Here is a 17,428-nt window from a genome sequence, read left to right as displayed (position 1 = left end):
AAAATCCTCTCTAATAATTGATTCTTCCTAAAGTTAAAGATCCTCCCAAAGCCCTTCCTGTCATATTGCATCTAATTAAGAAAAGTGTTAGACTAAATTCAATCTATTCACTAAATGTACAAATAAATAGTATCTATTTAAGCGGGCTTCTGAAACATTTATAATTTTAAAATAATTCTTTTAGTTAACTAAGGTTTATCGCTCTTATAACTTAAATATTAGTTTTTACGTAAGAAAATAAAGTATAAGCAGGAGTATCAATAAAATATTATAAAATGGTTCTTATCGAATTTTTGATCTACGGAATAATAGGTGCTTTATTAGGGTTGGCACTAGCTTCTTTTACAAAAATAGTAGCTAAAGGTTTTTCAGGTAAAACCTTCTTTTCTTCTGCAATACAATCTATCAGGCTTTTCTTCCAGACTAATTTCTCTCAATAAAAATTGTCTATTAACTTACCTATTCAGCAATTAATAGGCATTTTCGTTACCTTTAATTGCTTGCCATATAGTTAATAACACAATTCGTATATCTAACAATAAAGACCAGTTCTCTAGGTACCATAAATCAGCTTCCACCCGCTTCGACATGGCTTCGGTTTCTTTGGTTTCTCCTCTAAAGCCATTTACCTGCGCCCACCCAGTAATACCTGGGGTAAGGAACTGACGAACCATATATGTATCAATTAAAACTGAATAATCTTCAGTTTGTTTCAGCATATGTGGTCTTGGGCCAACCACCGACATATCCCCGAGCAATACATTTATAAACTGAGGTAGTTCATCTATACTGGTTTTCCGAAGAAAAGCACCCACTTTAGTTACCCGCATATCACCTTTCCGCGCTTGCACACTGTCAGAATCAGAGTTAACCGTCATTGTTCTAAATTTAAAGCAGTAAAAAGGCTTATTGTCTTTTCCGGAACGTAGTTGTTTAAAAAATACCGGCCCATTAGAATTCCATTTGATAATTAAACCCAGTAGGGGTATAAGCCAACTAAGTAGGAAAATAACCACGAACAAAGAAAAACCAATGTCAAATAAGCGTTTTCGAAGTTCATTAAATTTATTCTCTAAGGGCTCAACGCGGGGTGTTAGTACTGAAAATTTAACGTTTTTACCGCTAATAACATCATGCTCAATAAAATCATTTATATCCGGCACCATCTTAAATCGAACCATTTGTTTATCTGCCTCCTTCACCAAGCTTTTTATTCTGCTCACTTCTTTGTTTGGTAAAGCACAATAAACTTCTGAGATGCCCGCAGCCTTCATGTAAGAAAAACAATCCTCCACATTACCTAATACAGGTTGATCATCCACCATTCCAGAAACACTATCATCAAAAATCCCTTCTACTTTATAACCTAATTGAGGGTTAGAATTAAAAAATTTACTTACTTCTACCCCCGCCCGGCCAGCTCCTAGAACTACAATACGGGTACAATCTATCCAAAATTTTCGCTTGGCTCTCCTTAAAGCGAGGAAGTAAAACTTCCAGGAAGTTAATAAAATAAATAAAGATAGCTGAAAAACGAATAAAAAGGTAAAAGTGAAATCTAAAAGGGGAAAAGTTAAGGAGAGTAAATAAATACCTACAAAATATACTACAATAGCCAAAATAGAGGCCTTCATAGTAGGCAAAGCATCCCGATCTAAAACATTATTATATAAGCCGAATAATTTTGCACAGTAGAACCAAATAAGATTTAAAAGCAGTAGCTCCAGTTTGTTTAGTTCAGATAAATGTCCAGACAAGGAAAGAGCCCCATCAAAACTAAGAGCCAAAAAGAGACAAATATTTAGGATTAAGTAATCGAATACTATATTTATCCATTTAAAATAGGTGGTGTATTTGTGCGTCATATACTTTAATACCGATAAATCTTATTTATAATATTTCCCACAACTCTCCTAAAGAAATTACAATTTAATCTTTATATTAACAAATATAATTTATAAATAAAAGTAAACACATTTTTAAATGAAAAAAAATTCCATAAAAAAGACAATAAGAAGTAATTAAATAGAATAAATGCCATTCCATTATTTTAATTGCAAAATATAATAATTTAATTAAAAATCTTTTTTTTTTTAATATTTATTAACTAAAATTACCCTAGTAAAATTGAATGACTATATATTTCGACGATAACTTTCAATATCTAATATTTAGTATATAGATATAGTTTACACCAGATCCTAGCCAGGTATAAATTTACTTTGATAAATTATACTTAGTTGATAATTATAAATCAAATACTTAATTGGTATTATATGAAATTAAAAATTACAAGCTTTAGTTTAACTGAACCAAGCCAACATTATTTTCCCTTTGAAGCCACAATTAAAGTTCCACCAATTTCAATTTTTAATTTTATCATTTGGCACTTCTGAAGATTTTGGTTTTTGTCACTGGTTTTATTTTTTTCTATTTACATTTCTGCCATTGATGTTTCACCTTATCTTCATTTAGATAAATCTATAACTTTTAATCTTTCGGAGGTTAATTCATCTTCTTAACTAACGCTGGTTCATAGCTTGGCTACTGGAGAGAGATGAATCTGTATTTGATCTTTTAATTTACAACTCTTTCAATGCTTATAGTTGTTTTTTTACCTTATGAACTTAGAACTACTAAGGTAATAACCACATTAAGAATTATACTGAAAGGTGTATCCTGATAATCATAATAACATGTATAAGTAGGAAAGTTTTTCGTAATGCTATCACAAATTAAATTCAACAATTTCACAACTAAGGTAAATGTAAAGGTCAATCCAACTTTACTAGAAAACGGTATTACTACTAGAGATTTCTGGAGTAAATGGATTATTTATCTATTAATCATATTCATTATTTTTTCCTTTACTATAGTCAAATCACCAAACTTTTGGGTAGATGAACACATGAATGTTGATTTAGGAAGAATCATTCTTCAGCCGGATACAAGGTGGGCAATCTCGTGGATGACCAAGCAAATGCAACCTGTATATTTATTTTCTTATTTAGGTATAGTCTTCCAGGAAATCATTTACCAGAAAACAGGCCATTTTGGTCCAGGTATTTTTGCGCTAATAGGTGCATTTTTTGCTGCAACAATAATGGTGAAATGGTTATTGGCAATAGGAACATCTCATAAGGTAGCTTTGTTTCTCTCGCTGGTTTTCCTTTTAGACCCTTTATTTGTTCAAAGTTATACATTAGGGCGGCTAGATGGCTGGACAATAGCTTCTTGCTTATTTGTATGTCTTTTATTAAGAAACACATCGAATAATTTACATCTTGAAAAATTCTTTTGCGAAATCCGCATAGCTCTTGCGGGGGGAATGACTGTCGTTTCGATTTTTATTTGGCCATCAGCCTTTTTCTTATATCCATTAATTTTATTAGAGTTTATATACCTTTTAAGCCTAGTTAAATCAAGAACTAAGAGTTGGAACAAAGTTGCATTACCTATTCTTATATTTGGTTTAGGAAGTTTAATTGCATTCTTCTTCTTAATAATTCCTATTTATTCAAAGCTATTGACACAAATAAGCGATGTAATAAGTACTATTCAAATTAATCTCCGAGACGAAAATATTAAGGCTGATAAACCTTTTTACATGCGTTTCTTTGAATCTGCAATTGGATTTTTAAAAATTTTTAAATACAGTCCTGTTTTACCATTAATTGCTTTTATCGGTATAATCAGAATAAAAAAGGTGGGATTGTTCGTCGCTGGACTTACGGCCGCTTTAATTATGATTTGTACACTGGTATATCCCAATCGTGTCCTTTATCTAATTCCTTATTTTATAATTGGGACTGCTTACTTGTTCCATGTTAGACATACCCGTTCAATTGATTACAAATCTTTCCTTTTTTCCTCCCTACAAGCTTATGTACTTGTATTTCTTCTAATTTGGTCAATAACCTTATCTATTGGTGCCCGCACAATATTATCGCTTGAAAAAGTAAAGGACCAAGAAATAGATCAGCTTTATAGAGTTGGTGAGTCAATGTTAGGTAAAGGGAACTATAATGTATTTGCTCCATATGAATTATATTATATAGGTCGTTCATTGGGCTGGAGGATGTATTATCCCTATGTTGCGTGGGGAGAAAATAAATTATCACCAAAAGAAATCGATAGGCTTTTGCCACTTATTGACTTTGCTATAATAGGTGAAGAAAATTTAACGAAAAATTTAGTCAATCAACTTAAAGAAAATGGCATGTACGATCTTGGTTATTACCAATTATATAAAAAACCTTTACCTCGCCTTCCTTTTGATGGTATAACAACAAATACCATAAGATTACGCAACCTTTATAAAATTTACAAACAACCATTTGGTCCATATAAGCTTTTCGCACGGGAATCCAAAAAATAATCATTAGAAATTAGTAAAAAAGAATCGTCTAACAAAATATCTAAAACTTTAATGTAATGGTAAATGTAGGCATCATTGGCTATGGTTATTGGGGACCAAACCTTGTAAGAAATTTTTTCGCTGCAAAAGATTGCTGTGTAAAATCAGTAGCTGATGCGCGACCTGAACGATTGCAGCAATTAGAAAAAGTATTTCCTTCAATTAAAGGAGTTAGAAATGCAGAGGAGATTATCTATGATCCCAATATTGATGCCGTAATAATTGCCACCCCTGTTTTCACTCATTTTAAGCTGGCTAAAAAGGCACTCGACGAGGGAAAGCATGTATTGCTTGAAAAGCCTATGACGTCGTCTATAGAAGAGGCTGAGATTTTAATTAATCTGGCAGAACAAAAAAACGTTCTGCTTATGGTGGACCATACCTTTCTGTATACAGGTGCTGTCCAGAAAATGAGACAATTAGTAGATAATCAGGATTTAGGAAACATTAAATATTTAGATTCCACTAGGATTAACTTAGGCTTATTTCAGCACGATATTAATGTGCTTTGGGATCTGGCACCACACGATATATCCATCCTAAACTATATTGTAAACGAGCGTCCCTATAGTGTAAATTCTACTGGCATTACACACACTAACAATGGAATTGAAAATATAGCATACCTTACAGTTAATTATGCTTCAGGTTTTATTGCTCACTTTAATTGCTCCTGGACAAGCCCTGTAAAGGTTAGAATGATGTTAATAGGGGGCGATAAAAAAATGATTTTGTACAACGATTTGGAGCCAACCGAGAAAATAAAAGTTTATGACACAGGATATAGCCATTCTAATGACGAGGAGAAGAATCGGGTTCTAGTTGATTACAGAACCGGAGACATACATGTTCCTAAATTAGAAACAACCGAAGCCCTTCTCGGCATGGCAAATGATTTTATTTCCTGTATTCTGGAAAAAAAGCAACCCCAATCCTCCTGTCACTTAGGATTGGATGTTGTCAGAATTTTAGAAGCATCAAACAAATCAATTAAACATAACGGCCAGGAAGTTGTGTTGAAAAGTGCCAATTTACCTGTCTTACCTAATGTTCAAGAGATTTTAATCTAATACTATGGATTTAGTTACAGTTGATAGTAATAAACAAAGCTTACATAATGTAAGATTGGGTAAGAACGTGAAGATATACAACTTCGTGAATGCTTATGGGTGCAGTATAGACGATGGGTCTAAGGTAGGTACCTTTGTAGAAATACAAAAAGGGGCTTCCATTGGCAAAAACTGCAAAATCTCCAGTCATACTTTTATTTGTGAAGGCGTACACATTGCTGATAATGTCTTTGTCGGCCACAACGTCACCTTCATCAATGATAAGTTTCCCCGGGCAACTAACAAAGATGGATCTCTCCAGACCGAGGCAGATTGGAATTGTGTGGAAACTTATATAGAAGAGGGTGCATCTATAGGCTCCAGTGTTACTATTCTTTGTGGTGTTCGCGTCGGTAAAAGAGCCATTGTTGGAGCAGGTTCCGTCGTTACTAAAGATGTTCCGGAAAATGCTGTTGTAGCTGGTAATCCTGCCAAATTAATCAAATACACTGACCAAATACTTGCCTGATATGCAAACAGCTATATTAGAAAAGATCCCCTGCCTCGATCTAAAAGGTCAACACCAACAAATTAAAAAGGAAGTTTTTGATGCCTTCGAAAAGGTGTATGAAAGTACAGCATTTTCAGGTGGACCATTTGTAGAAGAATTTGAGAAGAACTTTGCGGTTTTTTGCCAAACAGCATATGCAGTTGGAGTAAATAATGGCACTTCAGCCTTACACTTGGCCATGCTTGCATTAGGTATTGGAGTTGGAGATGAAGTAATTGTTCCGGCTAATACTTTTATTGCTACTGCTTGGGGGGTGTCTTATACTGGTGCCATACCTGTATTCGTAGATTGTACCTCCGACACCTGGCAGATAGATGCGACTAAAATCGAAGAGAAAATTACTCCTAAAACCAAAGCTATTGTAGGAGTGCATTTATATGGACAACCTTTTGATGTGGAATCATTATTGGCAATCTGCCGGAAGCATAATCTTTCCTTACTAGAAGATGCTGCTCAGGCTCAGGGTGCCAGGTACAATGATATACCGGTGGGTGGCTTTGGAGAGATGGCCTGTTTTAGCTTTTATCCTGGTAAAAACCTGGGAGCTTGCGGGGAAGCAGGAGGCATAACTACAAAAAATGAAAAATACTACAAGCACCTACTTAGCTTAAGAAACCATGGTTCCATGGTGCGCTACCATCACGACGAAGTTGGGTTTAATATGCGGATGGGAGGTTTAGAAGGGGCTTCTTTAAACGTTAAATTGAAATATTTGCCAGAATGGAATAACCGTAGAAGAGAAATAGCTACGCGTTATCAACAGGAAATTAAAAACACTCATATAAAACTACAATATCAGCCGGATTGGGCTAAATCTGTTTACCATCTTTTTGTGCTAACAACAGAGAATAGAGATGGGCTTATAAATTATTTAAACGAAAATAATATTTTTCCAGGGCTGCACTATCCAGTTCCATGTCATCTGCAAAAGGCTTACGCACATTTGAAGTATAAGGAAGGAGATTGCCCAAATGCGGAATACCTGGCGCAGCATTGTATATCCTTGCCCATGTATGCTGAACTGACAGATGCAGAAATTAGCCATATTATTAAGGTGCTAAACGCTTATAAAAATGCCTAAAAAAAAGCTGGTTATATTTCCTTATAATGGCAATGGATTAGAATCATTGGACTGTATTAGTTTTGATGACTATGATCTTGTTGGTTTTATTGATGATGATCCACAAAAGAAATCAGAACAATATTATATCTATTCCCGGGAAATCCTGCAGCAATACCAGGAACTCTTTATTTTGGCAGTTCCTGGTAGCCCGGCTACCTTCCATAGAAGAAAAGAAATAATCAGCACTTTAAATGTGGATAAGAGTAGGTACATTACAGCCATACATCCTAGAGCCACAATTGGCAAAAACGTAAAAATAGGAGATAATTGCCTGATCATGGCAGGAGTTGTGCTTACAAGTAATGCCCGCATTAACAATCATGTTTGTATCCTACCCAACACTGTAATTCACCATGATGCAGTTATAGACGATTATACGATCATTGGAAGTAACGTAGTAATTGCCGGTGGAACTATAATAGGAAATAGTTGCTATATCGGCAGTGGTACGAACATTATAAATAACATCAGCATAGGTGATGCATCATTGATAGGTTTAGGAAGTAATATAATAAAAAATGTTACTACTGAGGCAAAAATGGTGGGTAATCCTGCCCGAAATCTCCATGATCTGAATAAACTCAATGCTTACAACAATCAAAATATACTTTAAAGTGTAAATTATGGTAAAGGTAACCGTTATCATACCAGTCTTTAACGAAGAAGAAAATATCGATAACCTGATATATGAGTTAAATTCTTACTTCGAAAATGAGTCGAGATATTCCACGGAGATAATTTTTATAAACGATGGTTCATCGGATGATACCATGAGCAAACTAAAGCGGGCACCTCATCATTCCTACACTTATAAAATTATAAGCTTTTCCAGAAACTTTGGTTCACATGCTGCCTTACGGGCAGGTATTCTAGCCGCCAAAGGTGATTATATCACTTTTATGTATGCCGATCTCCAGGATCCCCTCACGCTTGTTACCCAACTTTTTGAGGAGATGGAGAATAAAAGAGTCGATATCACCTGGGCTTTCCGCAACACCACAGCAGTAGCTAAAACGGAAAAACTATTTTCTTCGGCCTATGCCACCTTAATGCGTAAATACGCAGTTTCTAATTTTCCTAAAAAGGGGTTTGATATTGTGATGTTTAGTAAAAAGGTAAAGGCATGTTTAGATACAAACGTAGAAAATAATTCATCCGTCTTTATCCAGATTCTGAGTTTGGGTTTTAAACAAGCCGGAATAAATTATGATAAGCGGCAAAGAGTATTAGGTAAATCTAAATGGACTTTATCAAAGAAAATAAAGCTACTTATTGACTCTTTTGTGGCGTTTTCGTTTGCACCCATCCGGTTAGTTTCTTTTATTGGGGTCGTTTTTTTCTTTTTGGGAATTATTTGGACAGCTTATATAATATTCCGGAAAATTATTTTTGATGACCTGGAAAGCGGCTGGCCAGCATTGTTATCAATTTTGATGGTTGGTTTTGGCATAACTAATATTTCCTTGGGAATTATTGCAGAATACCTATGGAGAACCCTTGATGCAAGTAGAAAAAGACCTGTGTTTGTTATAGATGAAATTGTAGAAGAGGTTCAGGAGGTAATACCAGAAAATAGTAGAGTCCTTATTGATTTCAAGTAAATGATTAAAACAATAATTTATATTTTGCTTTATGCGGCATTTAACGTTTCTGGAGCTGCTTTAATTAAATGGCAGTTAAAAGGTAAGAGATTAGAAACTATAAATGAATGGTTTATGCTTATATTTAATCTTCCGTTTATAGCTGCTTTTCTTCTAATTGTTCTTTCAGCGCTGGTGTTTTTTAAAGCACTGTCAACAAATAGTTTTTCGATGATTATACCTATAGCCACAGGTATAAATTTTATTTTAACAATTGGTGTTGGTTACTATTTGTTTCAGGATAAGATATCTACCCTCTCCTTTATCGGCTTTATACTTATTATCAGCGGAATCATTGTCCTTAGTTTAAATAATCAAGCTCATGCATAATAAAATTCAAAACAGCAGCATATTGGTCACCGGAGGTGCCGGTTTTATTGGTTCTTATGTAGTAGAAGAGTTGCTTAAAAGCAAGCCTGCAAAAATTATTATTCTTGACAACCTCATTCGGGGCAGTCTTGAGAATATGAATTCCTTTATCCAAAATCCACTAGTTAAGTTTATTGAAGGGGATGTAAGGGACACCACATTACTGGAAAATTGTATAGCAGGGATTGATTATGTGTTTCATATGGCCGCTTTGCGCATAAATGCCTGTGCTGCCAACCCCCGGGAAGGTTTCGAAGTAATGCTGCGATCTACTTTTAACCTGGCTGAATTATGCGTAAAGTATAAAGTGAGAAAGGTAATTTATAGCTCCAGTGCTTCGGTGTATGGTTTGGCCCAACACTTTCCTACCCCGGAAACAGATAACCCTTACGATAACCAAACTTTTTATGGTGGAGCAAAACTTTGGGGTGAACAATTATTTCGCAGTTTTAAATTTACCTACGGTTTGGATTACGTAGCACTCCGATATTTTAATGTTTATGGTTCCCGGATGGACACGGATGGGAAGTATACCGAGGTCATGATTAGATGGCTTGATTGTATAAGCAATGGCAATTCTCCTTTGATTTATGGAGACGGCAGTACTTCTATGGACTTTGTTTATGTCAGAGATGTAGCCAAAGCTAATATTGCAGCATTGCTATCGGAAGTGACTGATGAAGTTTTTAACGTAGGCAATTGTGAAGAAACCAGCTTGAAGCAATTATTAGATGCTCTACTAAAAGTAAATAATTCTACACTTATACCAGAATTCAGAGAAGAAAATACCGTAAATCCGGTAAGCAGGCGGTTAGCAGACAACAGCAAAGCTAAAAGGTTACTAAACTTTGAGCCAACAGTAACCTTAGAAGAAGGGTTAACTGAACTCAGTCAATGGTACTTTAAAAAGAAAAAAGCAACAGAAGTAAGTATATGATACCTATTGCCAAACCTTATTTAACAGAAGAAGAAGCGCAGGCCGCTTATGATACTATACTAACCGGTTGGATCACTCAAGGACCAAAAGTTCAAGAATTTGAAGAAAAATTTGCGGCTCATACAGGGGCAAAATATGCAGTAGCAGTGTCAAACTGCACAACTGCATTACACCTTTCTATGATCGTGGCTGGAATTGGCCAAGGAGATGAAGTAATTTGTCCCTCTATGAGTTATATTGCCACAGCAAATGCTATAAAATATGTTGGAGCAATCCCTGTGTTTGCGGAGGTACAACCTAATACATACAACCTCGATCCTGTTGATGTAGAAAGGAGAATCACAAATAGAACTAAAGCAATTCTAGTTGTACACCAGATAGGAATGCCTGCAGATATAGATGCCTTTAAAAAGATTTGTAAAAAGCATAGCCTTAAATTAATAGAGGATGCTGCATGTGCCGCCGGTTCGGCCTATAAAGGTAAAAAGATTGGTTCTCACTCTGAGCTAGTTTGCTTTTCTTTCCACCCAAGAAAAGTTATCTCAACTGGTGATGGCGGTATGGTTACTACTAATCGGGAAGATTATTATAATAGACTTAAGTTATTACGACAGCATGGCATGTCAGTAAACGATCGGGTACGCCATGAGGCAAATAAAGTGATCTTCGAAGACCATGTAGAGGTTGGTTACAACTACCGCATGACAGATATACAAGCTTCTGTGGGCATTAAACAACTAGAGAAACTTGACTGGATTGTTGAAGAACGAAGAAAAATTGCTACTACTTATAACAAAGCCTTTAAAAATATAAAATCTATCCGGTTACCATTAGAAGAGGATGGCTATTTTAGTAATTATCAATCCTACAGCATCTATCTAAAAAATTCTTCTTCAATAGCCAGAAACACTCTAATGCAAACTTTATTGGATAAAGGCGTAACCAGCAGGAGAGGTATCATGACAACCCACCGGGAGTCCGCTTATAAGGATTACAAAGCGCATACAAAGCTACCTATTTCGGAGGATTTACAAGACAACTCTATTTTACTTCCACTTTATATCCCTATGAGTGAGGAACAAATCAACTATGTTGTTGAATCCTTTCTGGAAATAGTAGAGCCAAAAGTTTTTAATACTTGAAAAGGTTTACTTAGGAGTTTAGGTTATTAGTTAATAGGTAGAGCCATTGATAAAATCAACGATCCGAGGTTTTTGTCTACTTTGCTTTTATACTATCAAGGTTATAGGATAAATGTGATAATTATCTAAAAAGAATACTTTATCAGGCTTTTCTATTAAATCAAAGTTAAGGAATAATTTATCTTCAATTAAGAAGGCAGAGCGTTAGGTTTTAATAATGTTTTGAATTTAGTTAGGTATAAAATTTTTTAGCACGTTTTGATATCAGTAAAATAAGATGTAAAAAGCTTTAAATCTATAATTAAAACATAAAATATTTAAAGTTAAAGCTTCATTTTGGTTCTATATTCTATGATAAAATGCTCTTAGTGGTATTCAATAAAACCTGTCAAATCTAGCTGAGATTTTCCTATCCAATTATCCATAACTTAACTCACAAAGGTAAGGCTACCCTATTTAATAAGGAGGTCTACTTCACCAACACTTACTTATATTACCCTTTAAGAAGTAAGACATAGATCCAATAAGAAATATAACTGATTCAATCAAATTACCAATGCAACTACATCCAACTTGCTTAAGCACCTTGCTAATAAATAAAGAATGTCGAACCTTTTTAAAGTTTTAATCTAAATGTTTTTGTAGGCTAAACACTATAAGAGTAATTTTACTATTAATTAATTACTGAAAAAAAGGTACGAACGATTAGATTTCTTAAAATCATTTAAGCATTAAGATTTATCTCTGATATCTCTAGAATCTTGAATTAAAGCTATGATAAAAAGTAAATAAGTTAGTATATACAGTTTAATTGTAATATCTAAAATAGAAGCACAGCTATCGTTTTAGGTAGCATCATTTATAAAAATGGTTTAAATAACATTATTAAAAGAATATTAAAATAAACACGCTAGATTAAATTTACTTAATGAAAAAAGCCTTAATAACGGGAATAACGGGTCAGGATGGCGCTTACCTTGCAGATTTATTACTAGACAATGGATACGAAGTACATGGCATTAAACGCAGAAGCTCTTTATTTAACACAGAACGTATTGATCATTTATACCAAGATCCCCATGAAGATAATGTTCGTTTTCGGTTGCATTATGGAGATTTAAGTGATTCCACTAACATTATCCGGATTATTCAGCAAGTTCAGCCCGATGAAATTTACAATTTGGGAGCTATGAGCCACGTTAAAGTGAGCTTCGATACCCCTGAATATACCGCTAATGCTGATGGAATTGGAACTCTCCGTATTCTTGAAGCAGTACGGCTTCTTGGCTTAACTGAAAAGACTAAAATTTACCAGGCCTCTACATCCGAATTATACGGGTTGGTACAAGCGGTACCACAGTCCGAAACTACTCCTTTTTACCCTCGTTCTCCTTACGCTGTAGCTAAATTATACGCCTATTGGATTACAGTAAATTACCGGGAAGCTTACAATATGTATGCCTGTAATGGCATTCTGTTTAACCATGAGAGCCCTTTAAGAGGCGAAACTTTTGTTACCCGGAAAATTACCCGCGGAGCTGCTAAAATAGCTATGGGTTTGCAAGAAATACTTTTTCTAGGAAATTTGGATGCTCGTCGTGACTGGGGACATGCGAAAGATTATGTTCAAGCAATGTATTTAATCTTGCAACAGGAAAAGCCTGAAGATTATGTAATTGCTACTGGAGTTACTACCACTGTGCGAGACTTTGTTAAAATGGCTTTTGGTGAGTTAGGCATTCAGTTGGAATTCATTGGAGAAGGAGTAAACGAAAAGGGAATAGTTAGTTCTTGTGCTCATCCCGATTATCAAGTAACACTAGGAAAAGAAGTAATAGCTGTAGATCCCCGTTACTTCCGGCCAACGGAAGTAGATTTACTTATTGGTGATCCTACCAAGTCCATGACGCAACTAGGCTGGCAACCAAAGTATGATTTAACTGCCTTAGTAAAAGAAATGATGGAGGCAGATTTAGAGTATTTCACGCAGGAAAAGATGTTAAAGGAAGCAGGGTATCGCGTAAAAAATCAATTTGAATAAATGAAATTAAGTGATAAGATATATGTAGCCGGCCACCGAGGCATGGTTGGTTCGGCTATTGTTAGAAAATTAGTAAAAGAAGGATATACTAATATAATTTATCGTACCACTAAAGAACTGGACTTACGAAATCAGCAAGAAGTTAATAATTTTTTTGCCACAGAAAAGCCAGATTATGTGTTTTTAGCCGCGGCAAAAGTGGGAGGCATAGTTGCTAATAACTCTTATCCTGCAGAATTCCTTTACGATAATCTTTTGATTCAAAGTAATGTAATTCATGCGGCTTATATGAACAAAATAACAAAGTTGTTATTTCTAGGCTCATCTTGTATTTATCCTAAATTTGCTCCCCAACCATTAAAAGAAGAATACTTATTAACCGGTGAATTAGAACCTACCAATGAAGCGTATGCAATAGCAAAAATCACTGGTATTAAATTATGCGATTCTTATCGTATTCAATACGGATGTAACTTTATTTCTGTCATGCCAACTAATTTATATGGACCTAATGACAATTATAATTTAACTACTTCACATGTATTGCCGGCTTTACTTCGCAAGTTTATTATGGCCCATAATAAACAGGAACCTACGGTAACTATTTGGGGGAGCGGAACCCCAATGCGGGAATTTATGCACGTAGACGATTTAGCCGATGCTTGTTTATTTTTAATGCGAACCTATAACGAAGCCGGGTTTATAAATATAGGAGTAGGTTATGATATTTCCATTATGGATTTAGCTAAGCTTATTCAGAAAACGGTAGGATATGAAGGAAAAATCATAACTGACCCAAGTAAACCGGATGGTACTCCTCGTAAATTAATGGATGTTTCTAAACTAAATTCAATTGGGTGGCAAGCACATATATCTTTAGAAGAAGGCATCCGGCAGGTATACGAAGAAGCAAAAAATTTTAATTGCAATTGGAGCTATGCGTAATACCTATCTATATTTATTTTAGCTGGTAGCATCGGCGGCCACTATTGCCCAAAAAGCGGCCGCAAATCTTTCTTAATCGTTTATAGATATCTTAGGTATTAGCAAATCATTGTTACATTTAAACTACAAACGGTTTATTCAACTTTGCACGGCCCAGAATATCTAATCTTAACGTGAGTTCGAGTTAAACTAGTTAAATAGGGTCTTAATACCCTCCGGAATAAACTTAAGTTGTGGTTTCTTGGGCAAGAAAGAATAAGCAACTAAGCCTAAAATAAGATTCACCAACCAATTGCTTCAACTGCGATGCCGGGTGTGCTGTATCTGGCAGGTGTTCTTAAGAAAGTCATGCACCGATTCAATTAAAGCTCTTTTACGCAGCAGGAATTGTTCTAACTAGTTCAATTGCTTTTGTTTCATATTGCTACGGAGTTTGGTAATTAGGTCTATCCCTTTAGTTTTGAGTTTCGCTTGCAGTCTTTTACTGAAGTAGCCTTTATCCCAAAAACTTTGCCCCACAGTTTTCGGGTAAGTTGTTCGACAGGCTTGTGATTATCTACATTGCCCGGGGTGAGGCAGAAAGAGAGCATCTCTCCTTGATGATTCATTACTAAGTGGAGCTTGAAGCCAAAGAACCAACTTATTCTGGTCTTGCCTCGCTTGGCTGCACCGGCAAACATTTGGTGGACTGGGATGCGCGTGTTCTCACAGACAGCTAAGGCAATAGAGTCATTGAAGGTTATTCCTTGCGTCTGAGTCGCTCTCTAGTTGATCATCAACAAGATAATATCGTGCGAGGGTATGCCACCGGGTAAGGTCAGAAAAGTATGTAGGAACACTTCCTTCTGCTCGCCATAAGTAGCTATCTTATCATCATTCTCTGCTCCATTCATCACCGCACAAAAACTAAGTAGCAAAATATCTTTCAGCAAATTTCAACGCACAATACACTACGCCGTTTAGTATAATTTTTTATATACTTATCCATACCTGATTTATAAATAAAAACAACAAATGGTGAATTTTGCTCCCGCAATTGTGTTTAACATGATGTGTTAATAAACATACCCACTTTAAAGATAAATTAGATTAACTTATAAAGGAGGTATTGCATTTGATTCACGTAACCTTTCATTCAATGAATGCACGATTATACTGTATCCATTGAGAAAGATTTCGATTTAATCAAAGTCTAACTTGTTAGATTGCCATATTAGTCTATAATTTGAATTAATAATGTGGTCATTGATTCCTAGGGAATGCATTTTTTCAACTTTAAAAAAAAAATTTTTTTCATTAAACCCCAACTACTAGTCTTCCATAACATAACTATTCCTTTGTAAAAACCACTTATAATATAGAATTGAAAAATTAAATAATCCCTTTTAATTTTAGCAGCAGGTTTAATATTTGCTGGAACCCGGTTTATATTTTCCTTTTCAAATATTTTTTTTGTAATAGAATCTAATAATTCTATACAATATATGACACTCTGTATGTTTTTTTCCTTCAAAGTAGCTACAAAATCATTGCTTAGATACTCCAACTGCCAATCTTCTACGTTTATAGGAGTATCATCCAGGTAGAATTGTATGTTTCTACGAACTTGCTGTAGAAAGGCAGCTTTATACTCGTTCTTTTTTGCATGATTACTCAGACTCTGTTCGTTAATCCTGTAATCTAAAAGAACTTCCGGTTGATGAAAAGCTTTATATTTGCGCATAAGTTGCCAAACTAACTCATAATCTTCAGAATAGGGTACACTGTATTTGCCTACAGTTAAAACTGCCTCCCGTCGATATACCATTGTAGGATGATAAATCCAATTAGAGAAAGTCATATTAAAATAATAGTATTCAGGATTAAAATGCTCAATTTTTATCAATTTTCTGTTTTCGTTAACTTCGGCTGCCCAACACGTAAATATAACTCCCTCCGGGTGCGCCTGAATAAAATCATATTGCTTTTGAAGCCTATTAGGGTAAGAAACATCATCCGCATCCATGCGGGCAATTAGGTCCGTGCGAGCTAATTCAATACCTTTGTTTAAAGTGGCAGAAATTCCAACATTTTTTTTATTTTTATAGAAACGGATTCTAGGATCTGAGAAGGATTGGATAATGTTTAAACTACCGTCTGTTGATCCATCATCTAAAATCAAAAACTCAAATTCGGTAAAAGTTTGATTTAAAATGCTTCCTATCGACTCCTCCAAATATGCAGCCGCGTTATAAACCGGCATTAGAACCGAAATTTTAGGTCTTACCATAAGTTCAAAGAATTCTACGCTGAAGTATTTGCAAGAAAGAAATTATCTCCATATGAATGGCTTGAAGTAGTTTATACAAATTATAGAACAAAGGATAACGGTACGGAAATAATGCCTTATTCAAAAGGCCTTTTATTTCTGCATTGCTCAGATGAATGCTTTTAAAATAGAGTTTTAACCATTCCAGAAATAACTTTCGCTCTTGACTGTACCGTCCGCTAGAGTGGGAAGAAGATACTAATGAATCAAAATGTTGCCGGTATTTATTGTTGCAATCATCTGAAATATACACTGGTTCGTGTAAATAAATCTTAACCAAAAAAGTTTGATCATCATACATTCCTTTAAAATTTTCATCAAAGCCACCATGCTTTACTAAGATTTCCTTTTTTATTAAAATACCGCAAATACAAGGTGCTGCCCCCTTACCGAGAGGATATAAGTACAACAACAGTTGAGATGGTAAGTACAAGCAATTGGGAGTGACACCAATAGGTATAATTTCATCGGATTTCGATGATTCTTTCCAACTGTACCAATAATTACTTGCTTCGCAAACCATTGAAACCGAATGTTGCTGCATTAACTTTAATAAATTCGGCAATAAAGAGGGCATCCATACATCATCGCCGTCTAAAAAAGCAATAAACTTCCCTTTGGAATGCTTAATTCCCAAATTACGGCTAGCACTCGTACCCTTGTTAACCTGACTTTCATGTTCCAAATAGAAAATTTTATCAGGATATTTTTGAACGTATTTCTGAGCTATCGCTGGGCTTTGGTCAGTAGACCCATCATTAATTAAAAGTAATTCCCAATGTTGGTAATTCTGGCGAAGAACGCTTTCAATTGTACCTTCTAAATAAAGTTCTTCATTTAGAAAACATGTGATTACGGAAATCAACGGATTAGCAAACATAAAAGA

Annotated in this window: 15 protein-coding genes and 1 pseudogene; 11 read left to right on the top strand and 5 right to left on the bottom strand. The window is 35.1% G+C overall.

The features are described 5' to 3' along the window. Positions 1–470 precede the first annotated feature (470 nt). Positions 471–1,865 (bottom strand): undecaprenyl-phosphate glucose phosphotransferase, encoded by a 1,395-nt coding sequence (locus HUW48_RS05165; RefSeq protein WP_182414658.1) that lies wholly within the window; start codon positions 1,863–1,865, stop codon positions 471–473. Positions 1,866–2,722: 857 nt separating this feature from the next. Between HUW48_RS05165 and HUW48_RS05160 the strand changes: the two genes are divergently transcribed. From HUW48_RS05160 to fcl, 11 genes are all read left to right on the top strand, one after another. After that, entirely contained in the window at positions 2,723–4,378 is a 1,656-nt protein-coding gene (locus HUW48_RS05160; protein WP_182414657.1) for a hypothetical protein, read from the top strand. Positions 4,379–4,434: 56 nt separating this feature from the next. After that, positions 4,435–5,487: a Gfo/Idh/MocA family protein gene (locus tag HUW48_RS05155; RefSeq protein ID WP_182414656.1), complete on the top strand. Its 1,053-nt coding sequence runs from the start codon at positions 4,435–4,437 to the stop codon at positions 5,485–5,487. A 4-nt stretch (positions 5,488–5,491) separates the two neighbouring features. Further along, positions 5,492–5,995, top strand: a complete 504-nt coding sequence (locus tag HUW48_RS27200) for an acyltransferase (protein WP_182414655.1) — start codon at positions 5,492–5,494, stop codon at positions 5,993–5,995. 1 nt (position 5,996) lies between these two features. Continuing rightward, positions 5,997–7,118 (top strand): DegT/DnrJ/EryC1/StrS family aminotransferase, encoded by a 1,122-nt coding sequence (locus HUW48_RS05145; RefSeq protein WP_220463994.1) that lies wholly within the window; start codon positions 5,997–5,999, stop codon positions 7,116–7,118. Beyond that, positions 7,111–7,773: a NeuD/PglB/VioB family sugar acetyltransferase gene (locus HUW48_RS05140; RefSeq protein ID WP_182414654.1), complete on the top strand. Its 663-nt coding sequence runs from the start codon at positions 7,111–7,113 to the stop codon at positions 7,771–7,773. Before HUW48_RS05145 ends, HUW48_RS05140 begins: the two co-directional genes overlap by 8 nt. 10 nt (positions 7,774–7,783) lie before the next feature. Beyond that, positions 7,784–8,761: a glycosyltransferase gene (locus HUW48_RS05135; protein ID WP_182414653.1), complete on the top strand. Its 978-nt coding sequence runs from the start codon at positions 7,784–7,786 to the stop codon at positions 8,759–8,761. Beyond that, positions 8,762–9,130: a DMT family transporter gene (locus HUW48_RS05130; RefSeq protein WP_182414652.1), complete on the top strand. Its 369-nt coding sequence runs from the start codon at positions 8,762–8,764 to the stop codon at positions 9,128–9,130. Continuing rightward, the gene (locus tag HUW48_RS05125) at positions 9,123–10,106 is read left to right on the top strand and encodes an NAD-dependent epimerase/dehydratase family protein (RefSeq protein ID WP_182414651.1); all 984 of its coding nucleotides are present in this window, start codon (positions 9,123–9,125) and stop codon (positions 10,104–10,106) included. Before HUW48_RS05130 ends, HUW48_RS05125 begins: the two co-directional genes overlap by 8 nt. Next, the gene (locus HUW48_RS05120) at positions 10,103–11,248 is read left to right on the top strand and encodes a DegT/DnrJ/EryC1/StrS family aminotransferase (RefSeq protein WP_182414650.1); all 1,146 of its coding nucleotides are present in this window, start codon (positions 10,103–10,105) and stop codon (positions 11,246–11,248) included. Before HUW48_RS05125 ends, HUW48_RS05120 begins: the two co-directional genes overlap by 4 nt. 928 nt (positions 11,249–12,176) lie before the next feature. Beyond that, positions 12,177–13,289, top strand: coding sequence for a GDP-mannose 4,6-dehydratase (gene gmd, locus HUW48_RS05115; RefSeq protein ID WP_182414649.1), 1,113 nt, complete (start codon positions 12,177–12,179; stop codon positions 13,287–13,289). Beyond that, positions 13,290–14,234, top strand: a complete 945-nt coding sequence (fcl, locus tag HUW48_RS05110; protein ID WP_182414648.1) for a GDP-L-fucose synthase — start codon at positions 13,290–13,292, stop codon at positions 14,232–14,234. 297 nt (positions 14,235–14,531) lie between these two features. Here the strand turns inward: fcl and HUW48_RS27555 are convergent. The 4 genes and pseudogenes from HUW48_RS27555 to HUW48_RS05085 form a co-directional block, all read right to left on the bottom strand. Continuing rightward, a pseudogene (locus HUW48_RS27555) lies at positions 14,532–14,980 on the bottom strand (IS982 family transposase); the annotation flags it as partial. An 18-nt stretch (positions 14,981–14,998) separates the two neighbouring features. Next, a complete protein-coding gene (locus HUW48_RS05095; protein WP_262891522.1) occupies positions 14,999–15,151 on the bottom strand; it encodes a transposase family protein in 153 nt (50 codons plus the stop codon). A 335-nt stretch (positions 15,152–15,486) separates the two neighbouring features. Beyond that, positions 15,487–16,503, bottom strand: coding sequence for a glycosyltransferase family 2 protein (locus tag HUW48_RS05090; protein ID WP_182414646.1), 1,017 nt, complete (start codon positions 16,501–16,503; stop codon positions 15,487–15,489). Positions 16,504–16,507: 4 nt separating this feature from the next. Beyond that, on the bottom strand, positions 16,508–17,422 hold the full coding sequence (locus tag HUW48_RS05085; RefSeq protein WP_182414645.1) for a glycosyltransferase family 2 protein: 915 nt from the start codon (positions 17,420–17,422) through the stop codon (positions 16,508–16,510). Positions 17,423–17,428: the final 6 nt, after the last annotated feature.

The sequence above is a fragment of the Adhaeribacter radiodurans genome (assembly GCF_014075995.1).
Taxonomy (GTDB): domain Bacteria; phylum Bacteroidota; class Bacteroidia; order Cytophagales; family Hymenobacteraceae; genus Adhaeribacter; species Adhaeribacter radiodurans.
Note: the sequence above shows the minus strand (reverse complement) of the source record. Positions and strands in the feature narration are given on the sequence as shown.